This is a genomic window from Lagierella sp. (assembly GCF_029983815.1).
In the GTDB taxonomy this organism is placed as follows: domain Bacteria; phylum Bacillota; class Clostridia; order Tissierellales; family Peptoniphilaceae; genus Mediannikoviicoccus.
Map to the genome: position 1 here is coordinate 1 of NZ_JASBYU010000017.1, position 21,742 is coordinate 21,742.

At 36.4% G+C, this 21,742-nt stretch carries 18 protein-coding genes and 1 tRNA gene; 9 read left to right on the forward strand and 10 right to left on the reverse strand.

Going from position 1 to position 21,742, the window contains the following annotated elements; translation table 11 throughout:
* Nucleotides 1-162: 162 nt before the first annotated feature.
* The 8 genes from Q1K37_RS06915 to Q1K37_RS06950 form a co-directional block, all read right to left on the reverse strand.
* The gene (locus Q1K37_RS06915) at nt 163-912 is read right to left on the reverse strand and encodes an ABC transporter permease (RefSeq protein WP_300410790.1); all 750 of its coding nucleotides are present in this window, start codon (nt 910-912) and stop codon (nt 163-165) included.
* A gap of 1 nt (nt 913) precedes the next feature.
* Entirely contained in the window at nt 914-1,627 is a 714-nt protein-coding gene (locus Q1K37_RS06920; protein WP_300410792.1) for an ATP-binding cassette domain-containing protein, read from the reverse strand.
* Nucleotides 1,628-1,824: 197 nt separating this feature from the next.
* Nucleotides 1,825-2,070 carry a hypothetical protein gene (locus Q1K37_RS06925; RefSeq protein ID WP_300410794.1) on the reverse strand — a complete coding sequence of 82 codons (246 nt, stop codon included), beginning with the start codon at nt 2,068-2,070 and terminating at the stop codon, nt 1,825-1,827.
* A gap of 278 nt (nt 2,071-2,348) precedes the next feature.
* A complete protein-coding gene (locus Q1K37_RS06930) occupies nt 2,349-3,668 on the reverse strand; it encodes an NCS2 family permease (RefSeq protein ID WP_300410795.1) in 1,320 nt (439 codons plus the stop codon).
* 110 nt (nt 3,669-3,778) lie between these two features.
* Nucleotides 3,779-5,098: a Trk system potassium transporter TrkA gene (gene trkA / locus Q1K37_RS06935; RefSeq protein WP_300410796.1), complete on the reverse strand. Its 1,320-nt coding sequence runs from the start codon at nt 5,096-5,098 to the stop codon at nt 3,779-3,781.
* On the reverse strand, nt 5,095-5,712 hold the full coding sequence (locus Q1K37_RS06940) for a ribonuclease H family protein (RefSeq protein WP_300410798.1): 618 nt from the start codon (nt 5,710-5,712) through the stop codon (nt 5,095-5,097). Before Q1K37_RS06940 ends, trkA begins: the two co-directional genes overlap by 4 nt.
* A complete protein-coding gene (locus Q1K37_RS06945; protein WP_300410800.1) occupies nt 5,699-6,211 on the reverse strand; it encodes a phosphatidylglycerophosphatase A in 513 nt (170 codons plus the stop codon). Before Q1K37_RS06945 ends, Q1K37_RS06940 begins: the two co-directional genes overlap by 14 nt.
* Entirely contained in the window at nt 6,198-7,658 is a 1,461-nt protein-coding gene (locus tag Q1K37_RS06950; protein ID WP_300410802.1) for an alpha-amylase, read from the reverse strand. The genes Q1K37_RS06945 and Q1K37_RS06950 overlap by 14 nt, the downstream gene beginning before the upstream one ends.
* Before the next feature lie 262 nt (nt 7,659-7,920).
* On the opposite strand from Q1K37_RS06950, the gene rlmB reads away from it, so the two are divergent.
* Nucleotides 7,921-8,652, forward strand: a complete 732-nt coding sequence (rlmB, locus tag Q1K37_RS06955; RefSeq protein ID WP_300410804.1) for a 23S rRNA (guanosine(2251)-2'-O)-methyltransferase RlmB — start codon at nt 7,921-7,923, stop codon at nt 8,650-8,652.
* A complete protein-coding gene (locus tag Q1K37_RS06960) occupies nt 8,645-9,172 on the forward strand; it encodes an NYN domain-containing protein (protein WP_300410806.1) in 528 nt (175 codons plus the stop codon). Before rlmB ends, Q1K37_RS06960 begins: the two co-directional genes overlap by 8 nt.
* A gap of 31 nt (nt 9,173-9,203) precedes the next feature.
* Here the strand turns inward: Q1K37_RS06960 and Q1K37_RS06965 are convergent, their stop codons facing one another.
* A complete protein-coding gene (locus tag Q1K37_RS06965) occupies nt 9,204-14,141 on the reverse strand; it encodes a cell wall-binding repeat-containing protein (RefSeq protein ID WP_300410808.1) in 4,938 nt (1,645 codons plus the stop codon).
* A gap of 271 nt (nt 14,142-14,412) precedes the next feature.
* Here Q1K37_RS06965 and Q1K37_RS06970 point away from each other — a divergent pair.
* The 7 genes from Q1K37_RS06970 to Q1K37_RS07000 all read left to right on the forward strand — a co-directional run bounded on the left by Q1K37_RS06970 (nt 14,413) and on the right by Q1K37_RS07000 (nt 21,207).
* Nucleotides 14,413-14,488, forward strand: a tRNA-Thr gene (locus Q1K37_RS06970).
* 172 nt (nt 14,489-14,660) lie between these two features.
* Nucleotides 14,661-15,680, forward strand: coding sequence for an isocitrate/isopropylmalate family dehydrogenase (locus tag Q1K37_RS06975; protein WP_300410809.1), 1,020 nt, complete (start codon nt 14,661-14,663; stop codon nt 15,678-15,680).
* Nucleotides 15,681-15,835: 155 nt separating this feature from the next.
* Nucleotides 15,836-17,440: an ABC transporter substrate-binding protein gene (locus Q1K37_RS06980; RefSeq protein ID WP_300410810.1), complete on the forward strand. Its 1,605-nt coding sequence runs from the start codon at nt 15,836-15,838 to the stop codon at nt 17,438-17,440.
* Between the two features lie 55 nt (nt 17,441-17,495).
* A complete protein-coding gene (locus Q1K37_RS06985; protein WP_300410812.1) occupies nt 17,496-18,446 on the forward strand; it encodes an ABC transporter permease in 951 nt (316 codons plus the stop codon).
* Nucleotides 18,446-19,258, forward strand: coding sequence for an ABC transporter permease (locus Q1K37_RS06990; protein WP_300410813.1), 813 nt, complete (start codon nt 18,446-18,448; stop codon nt 19,256-19,258). Before Q1K37_RS06985 ends, Q1K37_RS06990 begins: the two co-directional genes overlap by 1 nt.
* On the forward strand, nt 19,258-20,220 hold the full coding sequence (locus tag Q1K37_RS06995) for an ABC transporter ATP-binding protein (protein WP_300410814.1): 963 nt from the start codon (nt 19,258-19,260) through the stop codon (nt 20,218-20,220). The genes Q1K37_RS06990 and Q1K37_RS06995 overlap by 1 nt, the downstream gene beginning before the upstream one ends.
* Before the next feature lie 3 nt (nt 20,221-20,223).
* Complete coding sequence (locus Q1K37_RS07000) at nt 20,224-21,207, forward strand: ABC transporter ATP-binding protein (RefSeq protein ID WP_300410816.1); 984 nt, start codon at nt 20,224-20,226, stop codon at nt 21,205-21,207.
* Between the two features lie 69 nt (nt 21,208-21,276).
* On the opposite strand, the gene Q1K37_RS07005 is transcribed toward Q1K37_RS07000, so the two are convergent.
* Nucleotides 21,277-21,657: a VOC family protein gene (locus Q1K37_RS07005; protein WP_300410817.1), complete on the reverse strand. Its 381-nt coding sequence runs from the start codon at nt 21,655-21,657 to the stop codon at nt 21,277-21,279.
* Between the last annotated feature and the right edge of the window lie 85 nt (nt 21,658-21,742).

Here is a 21,742-nt window from a genome sequence, read left to right on the forward strand (position 1 = left end):
AAATCCTAGTCCATGGGTGCTTAATTTAATTATTTAAAAAATACAGGTGCCAACAACTTAAATAGGAATACAAGGGCTAAAACCACCATAAGTGGTGAAACCTCTTTTTTCTTTCCTCCTGTAATCTTTAGAATTACATAAATAAGTAAACTTTATTTTCTTTTATATCTCTACAGATTTTGATAATTTGTATAAAATTACACTCTCAATTAACAAATAAATTATCGGTATAAAGACCATTCCCATATTGCTTAATTGTGTTAAATATGCGTATTTCGGTTCCAAAATTTGGTTTGATAAGTTCAAGAGGTTGACAATACCATATTTTATAATTGGAAACTTTCTTATTATCAAAAAGTTTACACCAGTACCAAATCCATACAGCATGTAGATTACAACTCCCAAAATCAAACCAGATTTTTCTTTCCTTGTCAAAATGATTACAATTGCTAGTAACAAAAGTATTGTAGATACTGGAATTATCATTGCTAAATTATAAATCAACGCATCTGTAAACATCCCAAAGCTAGGAGTAATTTTCAATAATACCATCGATAAAACCATAGCAAATGATGCCGTAAGGAATAACGATGCAATATACACTATGAATACCGTAATCATTTTTGCTAAAACAAGTTTTAAAACATCAGGGAATTTAGTTTTTATGGGAATAATTGTCAAATATTCAAAATCCTCAGAAAATATGCTACAAGCCAAAAATATTATATTCACATTTACAAGAACTGCAGAATGAAATGAAAATTGAATTCCTTTTTCATAACTCATAAAATCTGGATTATATTTTATGAAAATTGCCATTAGCAGTTGAAAAGCCATAACCATTAGTAGTATTTTTAAAAACTTTTTCCGTTTTTGAAGTTTATACAATTCAAATTTTAACAATTTTTTCATATCACACCTCCATTATTTTCAAAATTTCTTTTTCAAGGGAATTTTGTTTGTCCTTCATAAAATCTTTAAGACTAATCGAACTAATCAATTTTCCTTTAGAAATAATCACTAAATTATCTATAAGATCTTCAAGCTCCCTAATCAAATGACTAGATATTAATATGGTTATTCCTTTGCTTTTTAAGTGTAAAATACGATCCCTAAATTTATTTACACTTACTGGATCCAATCCATTAAAGGGCTCATCAAGTATCAATATTTCACTTCCTAATAGTTCAGCCATTGCAAGGCCAAGTCTTTGTTTCATACCTAATGAATATCCTTTCGCTTTGGTATCTTTAAAATCCGATAATCCATATTCTTCAATTAGTTCATTAATAAAGTGGTCTTGATTTTCAGAATTTAGCAAATTAAAAAGCGATAAGTGTTGTGAAGCAGTTAAATAAGGATACAGGGACGGTTTTTCAAGCAAACAACCTATGCTTGAATTGACTTCAGAATTAAACACAAGTGGTTTATCATTAATAACTATTTGTCCATTATCTGGTTTAAGTTGGTTTGTAACAAGTTTCATCAATGTTGTTTTCCCCGCCCCATTTTCACCAAATAATCCTGTAACAGCACCTCTTTTTATATTTAGAGAAATATTGTCGAGTGCTTTTTTACTCTTAAATCTTTTACTCAGATCATAAGTTTCTATGATATTCTCGTTCATATTAAATTTTTCTCCTTTATATTAAATCCAATTTTCCTTGCATATCCCAATCCAATAATTTCCAGTAATAAAGTCCAGATAATCCCACCATGAAATTCTTGTTACAATACTTGAAATCTTCAACTCGTATTTTTTTATATAAATCTTCTAGTTTCAAATTAAACAAGTTTATACATTTACTTACATCTAATATGAGTTTAATTATCCTTACCCTTTTTATCTTCATCTTCATCTTTTGAACTTATTAACGCCGCACTTATGAGAAATCCTGCTGCTAACCAAGGATTAATACTTTTTGTTACAATTGTAACAGCCGTTCCTAATACTATTCCATTTGATATACTATTTCTTAATTTATTTTTCATAATCAATACCCCCTTGTTTAGTTTCTTTACTTCTTTGGAAGCTCCTATGCCAATTAATTTTCCTATTTTGTCATTCAATTATATCCACTATTATTAATTTATCTTTTGTCATTTTCATATATCGGTTTTTTTAATAGTTGACATGTGTATTCTATACTTTTTTTAGTTTTATGTCAAAATTCACACGTAAACCCACCTTACTAATTTTCAAAAAGTTATCACTAGGTTATTTTGAAATGTTTTACATATGGTCCTATGATTATGAAAACTACTAGATAGGCTGTTTTGACACCTACAATTTAGCATAAAAAAGCACTCATGAAGTATAAATCCTACTCCATGGGTGCTAAATTTAATTATTTAAAAATTACAGGTGCCAACAGCTTAAATAAAAATATAAGGGCTAGAACCACCATAAGTGGTGAAACCTCTTTTTTCTTTCCTCCTGTAACCTTTAGGATTACATAAGTCATCATACCAAAGGAAATTCCTTCTGCGATTGAATATCCAAAGGGCATCATGGCAATGGTTACAAAGGCTGGTATGGCTTCTGAATAGTCATTTAGATCCACTTCCAAAATTGGACTCATCATAAAGACTCCAACTATTACAAGGGCTGCTGATGTGGCCGCCGGTGGAACTATGGAAAATAACGGGAATAAGAATAGGGAAACCAAAAATAGCGCCCCTGAGGATAGAGCAGTTAGTCCAGTCCTTCCTCCTTCTGCTACTCCCGATGCAGATTCCACAAAGGTTGTTACTGTGGATGTACCAATCAAAGCTCCAACCGTTGTACCGATAGCGTCCGCCATTAGGGCCTTGGATACATTTGGCAAATCTCCCTTTTCATCTAACATATTCGCCTTTGCCGCCACTCCCGTCAAAGTTCCTACAGTATCGAAGATGTCAACAAATAAGAAGGTGAACACTATTGCCAACATCTCTAAGGTGAATATATTATGAAATTCCAATTTAAAGGCTATTGGACTTAAGCTTGGTGGAAGTGAAAAGATTTTACCTGATTCTGGCAATTTAGTCACACCTAATATTAGAGCTAATATAGTCGATGAAACTATACCTATTAATAAAGAACCTTTAACCTTTCTTACGGACAATATGGACATGACTAAAAAGGCAAAGAAAAACACAAGGGCCTCTTTACTATAAATGTCTCCAAGGGCTAGAATTACTCCTTCTCCTTGTACGATGATATTTACAGATGTAAGTCCTATCAATGCAATAAAAAGTCCAATTCCAACGGATACCGCCTTTTTAAGGGAAAGGGGTATGGAACTAAAAATTGCTTCTCTGACTTTAAAAAAAGATAATAGTATAAAAACCAAACCCTCTAGAAAAACCGCCGTCAAAGCAAATTCCCAACTCTTGCCCATCTTTAAAACTACAGAATAGGTGAAAAAAGCATTTAATCCCATTCCCGGCGCAAGTACAAAGGGCATATTAGCATAGAGTCCCATGAGTAAAATTGCAACTACCGATGCTATAATGGTGGCTGTAAACACAGCTCCTCTATCCATTCCCGCCTCAGAAAGAATACTTGGGTTTACTACAAGTATGTAAGAAACCGTCATAAAAGTAGTGATTCCCGCCATTATCTCAGTACGAACATCGGTTTTTCTCTCTTTCATTTTGAAAAACCTAGATAATTTTTCAGACATATAAATCCTCCTTCAATTTACTATACATTGAGATTATACACAAAAACCATGGGATATTACAAAAAATATAGCACTCAAATAAATCTTGAGTGCCACATCCTTCTACAATTTTATTTTAATGTTACAGTAATTAGCAAGTCCTTCTTTTTTAAAACATCCTCTCCCCTTGGTATCAAGAGTTTGTTTTTTCTTGAAATAAAGGCTATTAATGTGTTTTCGCCAAGGTAGATGTCCTTTATCTTCTTGTCCAGATAATTAGAATTTTCATCTATAATCAACTCTTCTATCTTGATTTTAGACTTGGATATCTTATTTAAAGTCTCTATTTTGGAATCCAGAAAATCATCATTTGTCTTTATAAAGTTTTCCAAAACTGTACCCAGGATATCTTCCATGGAAAACACCTTTTCTATACTGTCAAAGTTCCCATATTTTAAAATTTCTTTATTGTATACTTTAGAGTAAACCCTTTTTACTCCAAGACTCTTTCCCAAATCGCCTAGGATAAGGTTGGTCTCATCCCGTTCTGTGAGTAAAATCAAATTATCATAATCTCCAAGGCCTTCTTCCTTCAACAACTCTACGTCAAATCCATCTGCATATACAGCTTCACAGTTGGGAAAATTTAACCTTAAAGCTTCGATTAAATCCTTATTTTTTTCTATAACCTTTACTTGATGGTCCAGCCTTTCCAGTCTCTCAACTAAAAAGTAGGCCATGCTATTTCCACCGATTATAAAGTAGGTTTCCCCCTTGTAAATTCCATTTCTCTTGGCGAAAAAATTTATAAATGCGTCATTGCTACCTAAGAGATGAAGAATGTCTCCTTCTTTTATACTTACATCCCCCTTTGGAACCAAAATCTCTCCACTTCTTAAAATTGCAACTATAAGCATATTTTTTGGAAGCATTGTGGAGATGTCCTTAATGTTTTTATCCCTTAGTTCGTCTTTTTCATTTACTTTTAAGGATACCTTTCTGATTCTTCCATGGTCCAGGGCGTCTATCTTTGTGACTTCCGGTGCATAGATGGACCGCAATATATACCTGGCGGTTTCAAGTTTTGGATTTAATATCAAGTCGATATTTAAAATATCCCCCATAAAATCCACATTATTTAAGTATTTTGTAGATCCACAAAGGCAAATGGTCATCTTAGCTCCAAGTTTTTTTCCCATTAGACAAAGGATCATATTCATTTCATCCTTTGAAGTTGTACTAATAAAGACATCGGTAAGCCAGATTCCAGCTTCCTCTAAAACATTGGTGTCTGTAGCATCTCCCAAGGCAACATTAAAGGTGTTATACTTTAAAACCCTTTTTAATCTTTCCTTATCCTTTTCGATAATTATTATCTCATGGCCTTTTTCTTCAAGCGTTTTGCCAAGATAGATTCCAAGCTTTCCTGCACCCACAATCATTATTCTCATTTTATTCCTGCACCCTTTTTAGCTAATTTGTCCGCAAGTTCATTGTATTTAATTCCCTGATGGGATGGAACCTTGATAAATTCCACCTCTATATCCTCTTTAAGCCTAGCAAAGTCCCTTTGATACTTCTGAGTTAAAGGGTTGTTGGCTTTCCAACTTTTTAATGCCCACTCCCTAATTCCCATATAGTCATAGTGGATATATATCTTTTTATATCCAAATTCTATAGCCTTTTCTATTGCATATATGGTTCCGAAGATCTCCCCTGTAACATTTCTATACTGCTCTAAACCTGTTAACCTTACAGAGTCAAAGTACTCCAACTTTTCATTTCTCATCAACAAAACCACACCATAGCCACAGGCCTTAGTAACACTGTTAAAGGACCCATCCACATAGGCTATTACTTCACCCTTGTCTACACTACCTTCTTCCTTAATCTTTTCAACAAGAAGGTTTGAACCAGCAACAAAGGCATCCGCCTCTTTTTTTGTCTTGAACTTTTTAAACACTGCACCACTGTAGCCGTCAATCTGCTTCTTACACTCCTCCCAGGATGAGTATATTCCAGGTTTTCGCCCCGTCTTTACAGCGTAGTATTTAGTCTCTGGCATGTGCTAACCTACTGGCTGCCGCCGCTGCAAGAGCTGCCACAATATCGTCCATAAAGGTGTTTACCTGAGTATCTGCGTTTTTATTTTGATCCAGGTCGTCAATTATACCAAACTTAACCTTATCCAAATATCCAAAATTAGTAAGTCCAATGGATCCATATATATTCACTATGGATAGGGGTATGATTTCGTCGATTCCATAGAGACCTTCGTCACTCTTAACTATTGTTAGTAGAGGTTCTTCCAAAAGGTCTTTCTCTGCCATCTCATCAAGGGCGATGGCCGTTAAGATCGCATGGCAAACCTCCCTTTTTAAAAGCACCGCCATAACATGCTCCCTACATAAGTCCATTGAAATATCATTTATATATCCCTCTTGCAATTTAAATACTATATCTGCAATATCTTGAATATGAACTCCTCTATCATGTAATTTTTCCTTAGTTGCCGCTCTTAGTTCTTCCATTGTAAAATGGGTTTTAGTTCTATCTTTCTTCATTCTTCTCACTCCAACATGTTATGGTTCCAGGACCTACTTCAAAGTCACCGAAACCTTCTTCATCTATTGTTATCTCCTTGGAATTGTCACCGGTGTATTCCTTATATACCTTACCGGCCTCTTCCTTTCCTACAAACATCCTTAAGGTGTTCATGTCCCCTGTGGAAATCAACACCGCCAATTTATTGGGATGTTCTTCGTTGCCATGGCGAACCCAGCCCAGTAGACTCTCTGATTCATAGTACATATCCTGGTCTCCATAGGCAAAGTTCTTCCTTATATATAATAGATTTTCTATCATTTCCCTATGTCCAGGAGAATTTACCGGCTCGCCCATTCCCATATAATCTCCCCAGAACACACATGGGTACCCGTCCTTATATAGTAGGATTATCCCATAGGCAATCTTTGTAAACCACTCATCTACAAAGGACTCCAGGGCTTGTCCCGGTTGTGAGTCGTGATTGTCCACAAATGTCACCGCAATGGTAGGATGTTCCTTAACTAAAGTGTTGTCAAAAATCTGTCTAATATCATAGTCCTGGCTTTTTGAAGCTTGAACCATATTATAATGCAGTCCCACATCAAATAGATCCATATCATAACGGGTGTCATATAGATATCCATTTATGGTGTTTGGTTCATAGAGCCAAAACTCTCCAAAAAAGTAGAAGTCATCTTTGATATTTTCCTTGCTTCTAACGGAATTTATAAAGTCCACTATAAATCCTTCGTCAATATGTTTTAAAGCATCAAATCTCATGCCGTCGAGGCTAAGTTCATCTACAATCCAGTTTCCCCATCTAAAGAGTTCCTCCCTCACATCTGGGTGGTTGTGGTCTATGTCTGCAAACATGAGATAGTCATAGTTTCCCTTTTCCAAAGAAACATTCTCTTCCCAGTCCTTCTCATATCCAACTATTTTAAATACGCCCTTTTCATCATTTAAAGAGTCGTAGTCCACTCCAGAAAAATGCTGAAAATTCCATATAAATTCAGAGTACTTTCCCTTTCTACCAGGAAAGGTGAACTTGGTCCACCCCTTTATGTCATGAGGCTCTCCAAGGACTTTATTTCTATCCATTTCATCTACTTTAACAGCTTTAAATAGCTCCTCTTCGTCAGCCCCTGCCTTATGATTTAAAATTATATCCCCATATACCAAAATATTATTTTCATGAAGAACCTGGATTAGTTCCATAAGTTCCTCTTTAGTGCCATACTTAGTTCTAACACTTCCCTTTTGATCAAACTCACCTAGGTCATATAGATCGTAGATTCCATAACCTACATCATTTGTTCCCGTGGCTTTACAAAAGGGTGGTAGCCAAATTCCAGCAACTCCAAGGTCTGACAACTCCTTTGCCATTTCCTTTAATCTATTATAATGGTTGCCATCATCTGGCAAGTACCATTCAAATCCCTGCAGGATTACTTCATTATTCATGATTACCTCCAATCCCATTGTATAATATGTCTTGAATTTTTAAAAGAATGCTATAATGTAGATAAGGACTTTATTGAAATAGGAGCAATACCATTAAAATAGTTTTACCCGTTTTTAAGACAACATCTTAAGGGTACTACTAAAATGACAAAATAAAGTAAATTTAAAATAAAAACCATGTTATGCTACTGTCTAAATTATTATTTCTTAGACAAAATGCTTAACGATTTACCATGAAAACAAATCAATAAAAGAGGTAGAGATGACAGATATTATTTATGGACGAAACGCCTGTTTAGAGGCTTTGAATTTAGACAAAGTAGAGACCCTCTACATACAAAAGGGAAAACTAAAGGGATCCATCGAAAAAATTATTGGAAAGGCCAAGGATAAAAGAGTAATCATAAAATACGTGGACAAAAAGGCATTGGACAATATGTCCCAGGGAGAAGTTCATCAGGGAGTAGTTGCACAGATTTCACAATTTCACTACTCCTCTGTAGAAGATATTCTAAATGTTGCAAAAGAGAGAAATGAAGACCCCTTTATAGTACTTCTAGATGAAATAGAGGATCCCCATAACCTTGGAGCAATTATGAGAACCTGTGAAACTGCAGGAGTTCACGGAATCATCATTCCAAAGAGAAGGTCTGCCACAGTTAACTCCACGGTGTACAAGTCTTCCGCTGGAGCTGCAAACTATATAAAGGTTGCAAAGGTAACCAATTTAAATAGGACCATAGACGACTTAAAAAGCAAAAACATATTCGTATATGGAACAGATGGAGATGCAAAAAGTTACTATAATAAGACCAATTTAACAGGACCCATAGCCCTTGTCATAGGCAACGAAGGAAAGGGTATCTCCCAGATGATAAAGGAAAATTGTGACGAACTTATAAAGATTCCAATGAAGGGCAAGATTTCTTCGCTAAATGCATCCAACGCCTGTGCCATTGTCTGCTACGAGGTTTTAAGGCAAAGAGATGAATAGAAAAAGATTTCTCTTTGTGGATGGCTACAATATAATAAACGCTTGGCCCCATCTAGTATCCATAAAGAACAATATCAGCCTTTCAGCCTCCCGAGAGGAATTGATAAATATATTAAGTGAATTTCAAGCTCTGGGAGATGAAAAGGTGTACTTAGTATTTGATGCCTATCTTGCAAAGGGGGAACGCACCATAGGCGAAAGGGACTACAAGAACATAAAAATCTATTTTACCAAGGAAAAGGAAACTGCAGACAGCTATATTGAGAGGATTTTAGATTTAACTGGCAAAAAGGACATCATTCGAGTTGCCACCGATGACAATTTGATTCAACAGACGATTTTAAGTAGAGGAGGTACAAGGCTATCCTCTGAAGAGCTTTTAATAGAATATAATAGCCTAAAAAAACAACTTTCTAGAATGAAGGTTAGAAAACCGGATTATCAACAAAAAAACCTTGTAACTTTAGATGAGGATATGAAAAATATCCTAGACGAAATCTCTAAAAATTTAAAAGAGTGAAAGCCAACAATATGACTTTCACTCTTTTTATTTACTTAACTTCTATTTTCTTTAAGGTTTCTCTAACGGAACTTCCAATAGTTCCTCTACCACCTATAATATCGATCTCTTGAAGTTTTAATCCTTCTAAGAACTTAACTGTACTAGGGTTTATAGAGTCCTTTTTAACAAGTATCATTGGAGCTTCATTCTTAATTCCAAGAACAGAACCTGTTAATGAGTCAGGGAAGTCTTGTCCACTTGCCACTTCCACTCTCTTAGCGTCCTTAAAGAATTTCTTGGCAATTTCCAAAGAAGTAATATATCTGTCCTTGCCGGACACTCTTGTAACTTCTATCTTCTTTTCCTTTAACTCCTTCTCAAGTTCCTTAGAAACAGAACTATCTCCACCAACTATGGTTACAGTCTTAACCTTTTCTAAAACCTTACTATCTACTGTTTTTCCATCGGTTAAGATGATACCATAACCCTTTAATCCTGCATATGGAGCTATGGATAGAGCATCTGCAAATTCCTTTCCGCTGGCCAAGATGATATTTTCCTTATCAGTTACCTTTTCGTTAAATAACTTGATGGCAGTTTCATATCTATCCTTACCGGAAATTCTTTCAACTTCTAGTCCCTTTTCCTTCAATACTTTTAGAATTGAATCAGGAATCAATGTGTCTCCACCTACAACTAGAATATTTTCAGCCTTTAATCTAGCTATTTCATCTAGGACTTCCTTTGAAATTTCATTTTGAGAAGTCAATAGGATTGGAGCTTTTACAAGACCTGCATAGGTTGAAGCAGCCAATGCATCAGGGAAGTTCACTCCTGAAGCAAGGATTACAGTATCTGCCTTTTCAAAGGCTTTTTTGCTTACTTCTACAGCTGTCTTATATCTGTCCTTACCAAATATTTCATTTACCTTTGCGTATTCCTTAGCAGGTTTTTCTGAATCTGTAGGTACTCCTGGTTTGTTGGTAGGTTCAGTATCTCTTGTTTCTTCAGCTTCCTTAGTTTCTTCAGTTTCCTTAGTTTCTTCAGTTTCCTTGGTTTCTTCTGTTTCCTTTGGTGGATTTGTGTCTTCTGGTGGTTCAGTAGAGTCTGATGGTTCAGTGACTTCACATTGTCCAGGGACAATCTTTTTCTCTACTTCAGCACTCATACCATGGTCGTCACTAACCACGAATTTAAATACATTTTCACCGTCGTGAAGTTTGTAAACCACTTCAAATTCCTCTTCAACAGGAGTTCCCTTTAATTCTCCAAATGAATTGTCAAACCTTTTAACCATTTCAGGAAGTTCTTCTCCGTCTCTAAATAGGTTAACCTCTGCATACCAGTAGTTTTCAGTAACCTTGATAATAAATTTAACTTTATTACCCTCTAGACATTCTGTCTTTATCTCCATCTTAGGAGCAGTCACATCATTGAATAGATCAAGTACGGCACCATGGGTTTGGTTAGGAGTTGTAGCAGTAGCTCTAACTTTCGCATGGCCCTGAGTTTTTAGTGGAACTTCGCCAGAGAATTCATAATATCCCTTTTCGTTCCAAACAACTTTTGCTTCAACAGGCTTACCAATAACTCTATCTGTTTCTGGATCCAACTCTTCCAATACAACTTTTAATTCAGTATCCTTTGGTATATTTCCAATTTCGCCGTTAACCACAACTTTGCCATTTACATAGCTTAAAAGTCCTGGTTTTGTGAATACTATTCTCATATCCTTTTCTTCAACCTTTTGACTTACATCTAGTTTTTCAGAAGTCCAGTTCCAAACCTTGTCTTCAGCACATAGGAAGATATCTTGATTTAGATCGAAGTTTTCAGGAATTTTAAAAGTGATTTCTCCAGTCTCTTCATTATAAGAAACTTCTTTTTCTACCAATAGATTTGCATCTATAAATTTACCTGGATTCTTTACATCAGGAGTTCTAAGCCATATATAACCTATGCCAGACAATTTGTCTGTGATTGTAGCCTTCACTTCTCTAGTAGAAGAATCCACGGATTCAACCTTAATAGTAGGCGCTGTATAATCACCTACAAGTGGATATCTTTTAATCTGTGCATCTCCAGGATAGTTTACCTTAGCGTTAAATACAAAGTAATTTACCTGTCCTTCAGGAACCAACTCATTGTATACCTTACCGTCCCATGGAGTGTTTCCATACCATCTATAGGAGTAGTTGTTTTGATCCAACTTACTTATCTTTGAAAGAAGTTTAATTTCATTTATCTTCTTTAACTGATCTCCATTGTAATCCTCTATGGACATGGTTAGAAGTTCCATATTTCTAAGCGGTGAAATAACTGGAATTACAAAGGTTTCAGGTCCAAAGTAAACAACTTTAGTCTCTTTTCCTTCACCTTCAGTTACCATTCCCTTATCATCGACCTTTTCAACCCCCGCTGGAAGGAAAGGCGCTCCTTCAAATGGACTTATTTCTTTAAAGTCCCTTCTTGCAAAACCAGCCATATTGAATTGAGAAGGCTCATCGTATTGGAACATTCCATCAAGAGCAGGCAGTTCTGCCCATTTACCATTAAAGCCCATAAATGGAACTGATAGAGTTGGCTCTTTAGAATTTACATCCTCAAGTTTTATAAAACCTGTTACAAATTGATTTTTGCCAACTTCATTTGTATCGTATTCCCCAACAATCTTAGCAGTTGCATCCTTACCTGCAGGAACCTTTATCTCTTTAACACCCTTATTGTCTATAAATAGATTTTCAGTTGCCTCATCAAGATAAGTCCACTCTGTTCCATCTTCTCCTGTAGCAACGGAAATTCTTTCCTTTAAACCTATAAGTTTTACAGAGTAGGTTACATCCCTATCGCTATCGTTTTTAAGTTGAAGGTCCGCTTCAAACTTTCCTGCAATTTCCTTCAATGAAAGCTTTGCGTCCACAAGGTCGTCATTGGTTCCTGTAGCATAGACCCTTACAGGAGTCTTAATTGCATTTGCCACATTCATCATACCTGCACCTTGTAGGTTTACAGAATAGTAATATCCTTCAGGAGCAACCTTAGGAATAGCAGTATTCATAAGTCTAGTCTTAGCCATATCAGCAAAAGTAGCCTTATTATAAGCAGCCTTTGAAGTTAAACCTGACTTTTCATAATTTACTAAACCCTGTTTAACAAGGGCAACACCACCGGCAACATGAGGAGTAGCCATGGATGTACCACTCATTGTAGTGTAACCGTTGTCATTTTGAACCGAATAGATCTGTCCACCAGGAGCAGTTAGCTCTGGCTTTAATCTCAAGTCAGAAGTTGGACCCCAGCTTGAGAAGGAAGACATTCTATTGCTATCTTGATTTTCAACAAAACTTCTTCCGTCGATTACAACTGTTGGATTTTGCCCTTCTTCCAAGGCTTTAACCAATTTCACACCATTGTCATGTCCAATAAATGTAACAGGAATATTTACATCCCCATCTATTAACATATTCATAATAGCATTTCCGCCATTTTCATGGTTGAAGATTATTAAACCCTTAGCCCCTTTTGATTGAGCCATATCCTTCTTTTCAGTATAAGTACCGTCACCTCTTTCAACTAGGACGATCTTATCCTTTGCGTCTACTCCTTCGTAATCTTCTTCATTATTACCAAGTTTTGCATAGACATATTCGCCTTCAAGGGGAACCATGTCCTCAGTTATCCTTTCAAATAAGGATGCAACCATCTTTTCTTCAACATCGCCATTTTTAAAGATGATTTGTGATCCAAATACCGTTGTATTTTCAAAGGATGCAACAGTTAGTGGATTTTCATAGAGAGAAGGTGTTCCTAAAACGCCAAGGTCTGGGTTTTCAGGAGCATTTCCACCGGTTCCTGCAGCAGCCGATCCATCATTACCTGCAGCAACACAAACTAGAATTCCACCCTCTTCAGCCTTTTTAAGAGCAGCCTCTTCAACTGCAAAGTCCTTTTTAGAATAAGGTCTTACAGGCCAACCTAAGGACATATTTATTGCATCGGCACCTAGAAGAATAGAGTCTTCAATTGCCTTTATATAAACATCAGAAAAAACAGTGCTATTGTTTAAGTCGTCTCCAAAGACCTTCATGCCTAGGATTTGTGCTTCAGGAGCAACCCCTTTGATTCCACCATTTTCGGTGTCACCATTGGCAGCTACAGTTCCCGCAACGTGTTGACCGTGTTGTCCACCGTCCTTATGTTCCTTAACGTCTTGGTCAACGTCTTGATAGTCATAGATATATGGGAATTTTGCATTTCCATACTTACCATTAAGAGGTCTTGGAAGTGATTGGGAATCTTTTATGAATTTATCCACATCTCCCTTTGTTAAAGCAACTTTACTCTCGTCAGTAATATTAAAGTCTTTGTGGGTAATGTCAAATCCAGAGTCTATAATTGAAACTATGGAGCCTTCTCCCTTGTATCCAAGGTCTTCTCCCCAAACATCATTAACAACGTTTACAAGATCCTTTGAAGTGTTCATGAAAGTTTTAGGTTTTTCATATTCCCTAGAGATGTAGACTCTTTCAACCTCTCCTTGACTTGCAAGTTTTTCAACATCCCCCGCCTTTATCTTTGCAGAGAAACCGTTAACAGCAACGGTGAAATTGTCTATCTTTTCAATTTTAGCCCCATCATCTTCTACCTTGTCTGCAATTTTATCCTGTTTTTCTACAAGGGATTTTGCTTGAGCCTTTAACTGACTTCTTCCCATCTTGTCAACAGATTTTTTCTCCTTAATTGCAGTTTCTAAAATAGAATCTGACTTTAGTTTAACAATAACCCTAACATCCTCACTCTTATCCAACTTCTTGATGTCAGAATCGATCTTGTTTTCGGAAACTTCCTCTTTCTTAAGAGTTTCGCTAAATCTTTTTCCGAAATCCTTTTCATCCTCTTGAGCAAATGTAATTGTACTTGCAAAAACTGAAAATACCATGACAAACGCAAGTAACAAAGAACTTACTCTTTTAAAATTAGGTTTCAAAATTGCACATCCTTTCTTAAAATTTCTACCATTTCATTCTACCTTAAATTAACTTTAAATACAAGAATTAAAATTAAATTTTTCTAATTTTATTCCAATATTTGCATATATTTCCCTTTTTACACCCAGATAAAGACCATAGATAAATTCCTTTTCCCAATAGGAATAGAAGCTTTTTTCAACCATATAAAAACCAGGATTTAATTTAGATTAACAAATCTTTAATATGGAATTGACAAGGCAAAAACCTTCCTATATAATAGTCGTATTAGCTCTCTTAGCTCAGTAGGTAGAGCGCTTCCATGGTAAGGAAGAGGTCGCCGGTTCGATTCCGGCAGTGAGCTCCATTTTTATTTTATTACCTCAAGGCATCCACTCCAATTGGAGTGGGTGTTCTTTTTTTATTTAAGACTTTCTTTTTCAAAAGCTTACTAAAATTTTACAAGTCCTGTAACTGGGTATATAGATATGTAATGTGACTGAAATTTTTTAGTTAATATTAATCAATAGAGGTGCAATATGTGTAGAATTTCATTAATAGAAGGTGACGGTATAGGTTTTGAAGTTACCAGATCCTTAAGAAGAATTTTAAGAGCTGCCAACTCAGGTATAAGATGGGAGCTCTTTGAAGCAGGAAATAGGCATTTTGAAAAGACGGGAGTTTTTATTGGAGAAGACTTCTACGAGAGTATGGAAAAGACAAAGACTGGCATCAAGGGACCTATGGATACACCCAAGGACATAGGCTATAAGTCTGCAATAAGTCATTTGAGACAGGAGTATGATTTAATGGTCCATGAAAGTAGGATTAAGGGCTCTAACTCCATAGTCTATCCCTATGGGAAAATAGATTTAAGCATCTTTTATGAAAATGATGACCATCTATTAAAGGAGGAAGAAAATTTTGAACCTTCATCTGCTACAAAGACCTTTACAATAACCAAAGAAGGTACTAAAAGGGCGGTAGAACTTGCAAAGAAGCAAGCCTTAGAAAAAAACTTGGACACCATTACCCTGGTGTTATCTGAAGATTCATCTAATTATTTTGATGACCTGTTTTTGGATATGGTTAAAAGTACGTTTGATGAAGAAAACAGTTCTTCTAATGGCGACAAAAATGGTATAAATCTAAAAATTTTAAGCTTCAATCAGTTTATTAAAGCCTTTATTAAAAATCCAACCATCTACAATATAATTTTAACCCAGGGAAAATATGGCGAGATTATAGAAAATGTTGCAACGGGCTTAATAGACAGCTGCCTATTATTTGCAAAGGGCAATTTCGGTAAGGAATATGCAATTTTCGAACCAAGCCATGGCTCCCTAGACTGTAGGGCTTCAAATAATATGGCAAACCCTACAGATACCCTATTCACCGGGTGTATGTTACTTGAATACCTGGGTAAGGAGGAAGTTGCAGAAAGGGTACAACTGGCACTGGATAAGGCTTTGGAGTACATTCATTCCAATAGGGAATTTGAAAAGCCCCTTTCTACTGACGAATTTACAGACTTGGTTATATCCAAACTAAATTCCTAATATCAAAAGCTTTCTAACGTGATTTTTAATGCTGGAAATTTAATTTAAAGAATAGTTATTAATTTTTTTGTATTTAATTTTATTTAAGGATTGACCATGTCCATCCTTAATGCTATATTTAATTTGTGAATAAATTTTTAAAAATGGAGGAAAAAATGAAGAAAATAAAATTAGCAGCCCTTCTACTTGCATTTACTTTAGTATTTACTGCATGTGGAAATAAGGCTGGAAATAACGGTTCTAATGGCGGCTCTAATACTACCACAGAAGCAGGCGGCGAAGGCAGTGGCAATAACGGCGGCCTAATGGTTCTTGGAATTGGTTCAGATCCTACATCTGTCAATCCACTTTACGCAAATGACAGGGTCTCCCTTACTATCTCCAATGTGCTATTTGATGCACTGTACCATGTTAAGTCTGGAGAGGTTGTATATGATGGTCTAGCTGAGTCAATGACACCATCAGAAGACTTTTTAACCTACACTTTAAAACTTAAGGAAAGTGCCAAGTGGCATGATGGAAAACCAGTTGTGGCCGAAGACTTAGTATTCACTTATGATTCTATATTAGATGACAAGCAAAACGCCAAGGGACAGAATGTATTTAAGTCAGAATCTGGCGTTGTAGAATATAAAGCTGTTGACGAAAGTACAGTAGAATACAAATTACCTAAGGTAGATATGACCTTTATCGAGGGAATTGCAGGAATATCCCCTATCCCAAAACACGTTTACGAAGGGGAAACAGATATTGCGAAGAGTTCTAAAAATGCACAACCTATTGGTAGTGGTCCCTTCAAGTTTAAGGAACATAAGACAGGAGAACTTTACCAAGTTGAAAGATTTGACGACTACTATGGAGATGTTGCGAAGCTTGACGGTATCGCCTATAAGGTAATTCCAGATACAAACGCCCTATTAGTAGCTTTAGAAAACGGCGAGATCTCCGTTGCCTATATCAAACCTAAGGACGCTGCTAAATACGAAAAGAACGATAACTTTACAGTAGTTTCCTTTGCCGAAGGAATGGTGGATAACATATTCTTTAGAGTTTCTTCTGAAAATTTAAAGGATGTAAAGGTACGTCAAGCCATTTCCTATGCAATTGACAAGAAGAAGTTAATTCAAGGAACCTATTTAAGTGATGACTATGCAGAAGCTGCATATTCACCATTTTCAACTAACACCGGTTTCTTTACTGACGATGTAGAAAAATATGAACACGATGTAGAAAAGGCTAAGAGCTTATTAAAGGAAGCTGGAAAAGAGAACTTGAACTTAAAGTTGATGTACACCTCTGGTAACCCAGACCAAGAGAAGGAATGTCTATTGATTCAAGAGATGTTAAAAGAAGTTGGTATCAATGTGGAACTACTTCCTATGGAAAGAGCTACCTTCATAGAAAAGTTATTGGATCATGAAAACCACGACTTTGACATGGCTTCAAACGGTTATGTTATGGGTGACAATCCAGACAACTACTCTGCTATCTTCAAGAGTGACTCCGCTGAAAACTTTAGTAACTATCAAAACCCTAAAGTAGACGAGCTTTTTGAACAGGCAAAAAGAGAAACAGATGAAAAGAAACGTGCCGACTTATACAAGGAAATTCAACAGACCCTTGTAAATGATGCAGTTGAATATCCAATTGCCAATGTTAAGTCCATCCTATCAGTGAAGAAGGACTTCGGCAATTTAGAAGAGGCAACTCCTGCACCTATTCATATGTTTGACTATTTCAACAAGATTGAGAAAAAATAACAACAATTGAATGAACAGTCCCTTCGGGGATTGTTCATTGATTTTAGGAGATAATATGACAAGATTGATTTTAAAGCGATTATTACAGACAATTCCCATGATTATAACCATATCCATAGTGTCCTTTCTATTGGTTAGGATTGCACCAAACGACCCGGTTAGATCCCATATAACTCCTGAATCTACCGTTCAAGACATTGAAAGGATTAGAGAAAACATGGGTTTAAACGATAGCTATCCAGTTCAATATATAAGATGGGCAAAGGGTATTTTTAAAGGAGATTTCGGTTATTCCTTTTCAAACCATAGACCAGTTTTACAACAGGTTACAGAAAGACTTCCCGCAACTCTTGGACTGATGGGTTCAGCCTTTTTACTTTCCATAATTCTAGGCACCTTAATCGGAATTGTTTCCGGTATGAATGAAGGCGGAATCTTAGATAAGATTTTCACTTTACTGTCCTACATAGGAATATCCATACCTTCTTTTTGGTTTGCCATGATGTTGGTGCATCTATTTTCATTAAAACTGGGGCTACTTCCAAGTATTGGTATGAGAACCCTAGGAGTAGAAACCTTCCCGGACCTACTAAAACATTCTATTATGCCTGTTTTGACTTTAAGTATAGGCGACACGGCAGTTATCAGTAGATATGTTAGAGCAAGGGTTACAGATCAGTTAAAGGAAGACTATGTTATGACAGAACTTGCCCAGGGAAGTTCCAAAAGAGAGCTCTTCTTTAAAAGCATACTTAAAAACTCCCTTCTACCACTTATAACCCTAGTGGGAATGAGTCTTCCAAGACTGGTTTCAGGAGCCTTTATAACTGAAAGTATCTTCGGTTGGCCAGGCCTTGGACAACTGGGTATGAACGCCATCTTCACCGCCGACTACCCGCTTATCATGGCTACGACCATGTTTGCCTCCATACTCTTGATACTGGGAAATCTAATAAGCGATATCCTATATGGAATTGTAGACCCTAGAATAAAGGAGATGTCATAATGTCAACATTTATAAAAAAACTTAAACAAAGCCCTATTCAAGTTAAACTCTCCTTGGGGATATTGATAGTATTTATCCTAGGGGCAATACTTGCAGACCTATATCCAAAAAACGGTATCGATACAGATATAGCAAACGCCTTAGTAAACCCTAATAAAGAAAATCTCTTTGGAACAGATGACCTTGGAAGAGACTACTTTGCCAGGGCTTTACATGGAGCAAGGGCCTCATTGACTGTAGGATTTTTATCCGTTGTCATTTCCACCATACTAGGTTCACTGGTTGGAATCATTGCAGGATACTTTGGTGGAAAGGTGGATATGATTTTGATGAGGGGCGTGGATATTCTAATGAGCATCCCTTCTTTCTTTTTAATCCTAATCCTAAATGCAGCTTTAAAACCTGGAATTCAAAATATCATTATAATAATAGGTCTCTTTAGTTGGATGGGAATTGCAAGGCTTGTTAGAGCCGAAACCCTTTCTCTAAAGGAAAGGGATTATGTAACCTATGCTAAACTTATCGGCGTAAGCCATAGAAAGATAATGGTAAAGCATATCCTAAGAAATATTACACCAACTTTGACAGTTGCTGCCACTGTAAATGTGGCTTCTGCAATATTGACAGAGTCTTCCCTATCCTTCTTAGGTCTTGGAGTTAGACAACCCAACTCCTCCTGGGGGTCCATGTTAAAGGATGCACAACAGTACTTAGCCACCTCTCCCTACTTGGCAATCTTTCCAGGACTATTAATCTTGTTAACCGTACTTGCCTTTAATGTAATCGGCGACTATTACAGGAAGGAGATATGATGAAAAAATTAGTTGAAGTTAAAAATCTATCGGCAAAATTCCCTGGAAAGGAATTTAACACCTACGCCGTTAATAATATCAGTTTCGATATATATGAAAATGAGACCTTAGGAATTGTAGGAGAGTCTGGTAGTGGTAAATCTGTAACCGCTAAATCCATCTTAAACCTTTTAAAGGGCCGAGCAGTTTACGATGGTGAAATTATTTATAAGGGAATAAATCTTTTAAAAGCAGACGAAAAGACCCTTCGAAATATTAGAGGAAATGAAATCTCCATGATATTTCAAGACCCTATGACTTCCTTAAATCCCCTCTTTACTATTGAAAAACAGATGTATCGTCTAATAAAGAGGCATAGGAAAAATTTAAATAATAAAGAGATAAAAGAGCTTTCAATCAAATACTTGGATTTAGTTGGAATCCCAGATGCAGAAAATAGGATATCCGGCTATCCCCACGAATTTTCCGGTGGTATGAAACAAAGGGTGATGATTGCCATGAGCCTTTGTTTAGACCCTAAACTCATCATTGCAGACGAGCCTACAACTGCACTTGACGTTACGATACAAGCACAGGTTTTGACATTGTTAAACCGTCTAAATAAGGATAGCGACCAATCTACCCTGCTTATCACCCATGACTTGGGAGTTGTTGCAAACACCTGTGACAGAGTAATCGTACTATATGGTGGAATAATTATGGAAGAGGCAACCATCGAAGAGATCTTTGAAAATAGTTTAAATCCCTATACAAAAGGACTATTACAATCCCTTCCAAAAATCGGAAAGAAGGAAAGACTGATTCCCATTCCTGGAAACCCACCAGTTCTAATCGAAAAACCGAAGGGATGTCCTTTTTATGATAGGTGCAAACTTAGAGGAGATATCTGTAAAAGACAAATGCCTCCAGAGAAAATAATTTCTCCAACCCACAAAGTGTACTGTCATATGATTGAGGAGTAAAATATGGAAATAATATATGAAATTAAAAATTTAAAAAAACACTTCCCAGTAAAAAAGAATAAGTTATTTGAAGAACAAAAATACTTAAAGGCTTTAGACGGCGTCACCTTGGAAATCCGAAAGGGAGAAACCCTTGGCCTTGTCGGGGAGTCTGGAAGTGGTAAATCCACTTTGGGAAAATGCATAACCGGTATTTCAGATATTACCGAGGGAAGTGTAAAATATAAGGGTGCAGATATAAGCGATAAAAAGACGATAAAGACCATGCAAAGTGAAATACAGGCCATCTTTCAAGACCCCTATTCCTCATTGAATCCAACACTAATGGTCTTTGACATAATTGCAGAACCCCTTAGAACCAGATTTAATTATGACAATAAAAAAATTAGATCCATGGTCGAGGATTTACTAAATAAGGTTGGATTGTCCAAGGAGATCATGTTTAAAAAGCCTGGACAGTTCAGTGGAGGTCAAAGACAGAGGATATCCATTGCTAGGGCCATATCCACAAACCCTGAGTTCATCCTATGTGACGAGCCAATTTCTGCCTTGGACGTTTCAATTCAAGCCCAAATTGTTAACCTATTAGAGGATTTACAAAAGGAACTTGGTCTAACCTACCTCTTTATCGCCCACGACTTGGCTATGGTGGAACATATCTCCCATAGAATAGGAGTTTTATACCTGGGGCATCTTGTGGAAATAGGCGACAGCGATGAAATCTATAAAAATCCTTGCCATCCCTACACCAAGGAATTACTTGGCTCAGTGTTAAAGCCAGAAGTAAATAAGGATAGAAAGGCCTTAGTTAGTACCAATAGAGAAATCCCAAGTCCTATCGATCTGCCAAAGGGTTGTGTATTTCAAAGCCGTTGTCCCTATAGGACTGAAAAATGTACCTTGGAGCAACCGGCCCTATTGGAAGTTAGTAAAGGTCACAAATCCGCTTGTATTTACAGAGAGGATTTTTACAAGAGTAATAAATAAAAATACACATTACAAAAGCCCGGCTAACCGGGCTTTTGTCTATGCTTATAAAAATTTTAAAGGAGATTGCTATGCTCTGATTATTTCAATATCATATCCATCTGGATCTGTTATGAAATAAAATTTTGGTTCCTTGGAGTCTGAAAGTCCGCCAAGGTCTGTAACTTTGTATCCTGCTTTCTTATGTTCTTCATGGTATTTCTCTAAATCGTCAACTTCCAAGGCAATATGAGAATATCCATCGCCAATTTCATAGGGTTCGTGGTCATAGTTATAGGTAAGTTCCAGTTCGAACTCGCCTTTCTCAGGCGCCATATAAACTAGGGTAAACTTGTCCTCTGGATAATCCTTCCTACGTGTTTCCACAAAACCAAATGCATTTTTATAAAATTCTACAGATTTTTCTAAGTCTACAACTCTTATACAGCTGTGTATCGGTTTAAAATTCAATTAAATCACCTCTAAGCTGAATATACCCATCTAACAATCCTTTAACCATACAATTAAACTTGCTGGCCTATCTGCACTATATAGT

Excerpts from the sequence above, each read along its gene's own strand:
- Q1K37_RS06990 (WP_300410813.1), top strand. The coding sequence starts at position 18,446 with ATGTCAACATTTATAAAAAAACTTAAACAAAGCCCTATTCAAGTTAAA.
- Q1K37_RS06995 (WP_300410814.1), top strand. The coding sequence starts at position 19,258 with ATGAAAAAATTAGTTGAAGTTAAAAATCTATCGGCAAAATTCCCTGGA.
- trkA (WP_300410796.1), bottom strand. The coding sequence starts at position 5,098 with ATGAGAATAATGATTGTGGGTGCAGGAAAGCTTGGAATCTATCTTGGC.
- Q1K37_RS06950 (WP_300410802.1), bottom strand. The coding sequence starts at position 7,658 with ATGAATAATGAAGTAATCCTGCAGGGATTTGAATGGTACTTGCCAGAT.
- Q1K37_RS06985 (WP_300410812.1), top strand. The coding sequence starts at position 17,496 with ATGACAAGATTGATTTTAAAGCGATTATTACAGACAATTCCCATGATT.
- Q1K37_RS06940 (WP_300410798.1), bottom strand. The coding sequence starts at position 5,712 with ATGCCAGAGACTAAATACTACGCTGTAAAGACGGGGCGAAAACCTGGA.
- Q1K37_RS07000 (WP_300410816.1), top strand. The coding sequence starts at position 20,224 with ATGGAAATAATATATGAAATTAAAAATTTAAAAAAACACTTCCCAGTA.
- Q1K37_RS06920 (WP_300410792.1), bottom strand. The coding sequence starts at position 1,627 with ATGAACGAGAATATCATAGAAACTTATGATCTGAGTAAAAGATTTAAG.
- Q1K37_RS06930 (WP_300410795.1), bottom strand. The coding sequence starts at position 3,668 with ATGTCTGAAAAATTATCTAGGTTTTTCAAAATGAAAGAGAGAAAAACC.
- Q1K37_RS06980 (WP_300410810.1), top strand. The coding sequence starts at position 15,836 with ATGAAGAAAATAAAATTAGCAGCCCTTCTACTTGCATTTACTTTAGTA.
- Q1K37_RS06975 (WP_300410809.1), top strand. The coding sequence starts at position 14,661 with ATGTGTAGAATTTCATTAATAGAAGGTGACGGTATAGGTTTTGAAGTT.
- Q1K37_RS06945 (WP_300410800.1), bottom strand. The coding sequence starts at position 6,211 with ATGAAGAAAGATAGAACTAAAACCCATTTTACAATGGAAGAACTAAGA.
- Q1K37_RS06915 (WP_300410790.1), bottom strand. The coding sequence starts at position 912 with ATGAAAAAATTGTTAAAATTTGAATTGTATAAACTTCAAAAACGGAAA.
- Q1K37_RS06960 (WP_300410806.1), top strand. The coding sequence starts at position 8,645 with ATGAATAGAAAAAGATTTCTCTTTGTGGATGGCTACAATATAATAAAC.
- rlmB (WP_300410804.1), top strand. The coding sequence starts at position 7,921 with ATGACAGATATTATTTATGGACGAAACGCCTGTTTAGAGGCTTTGAAT.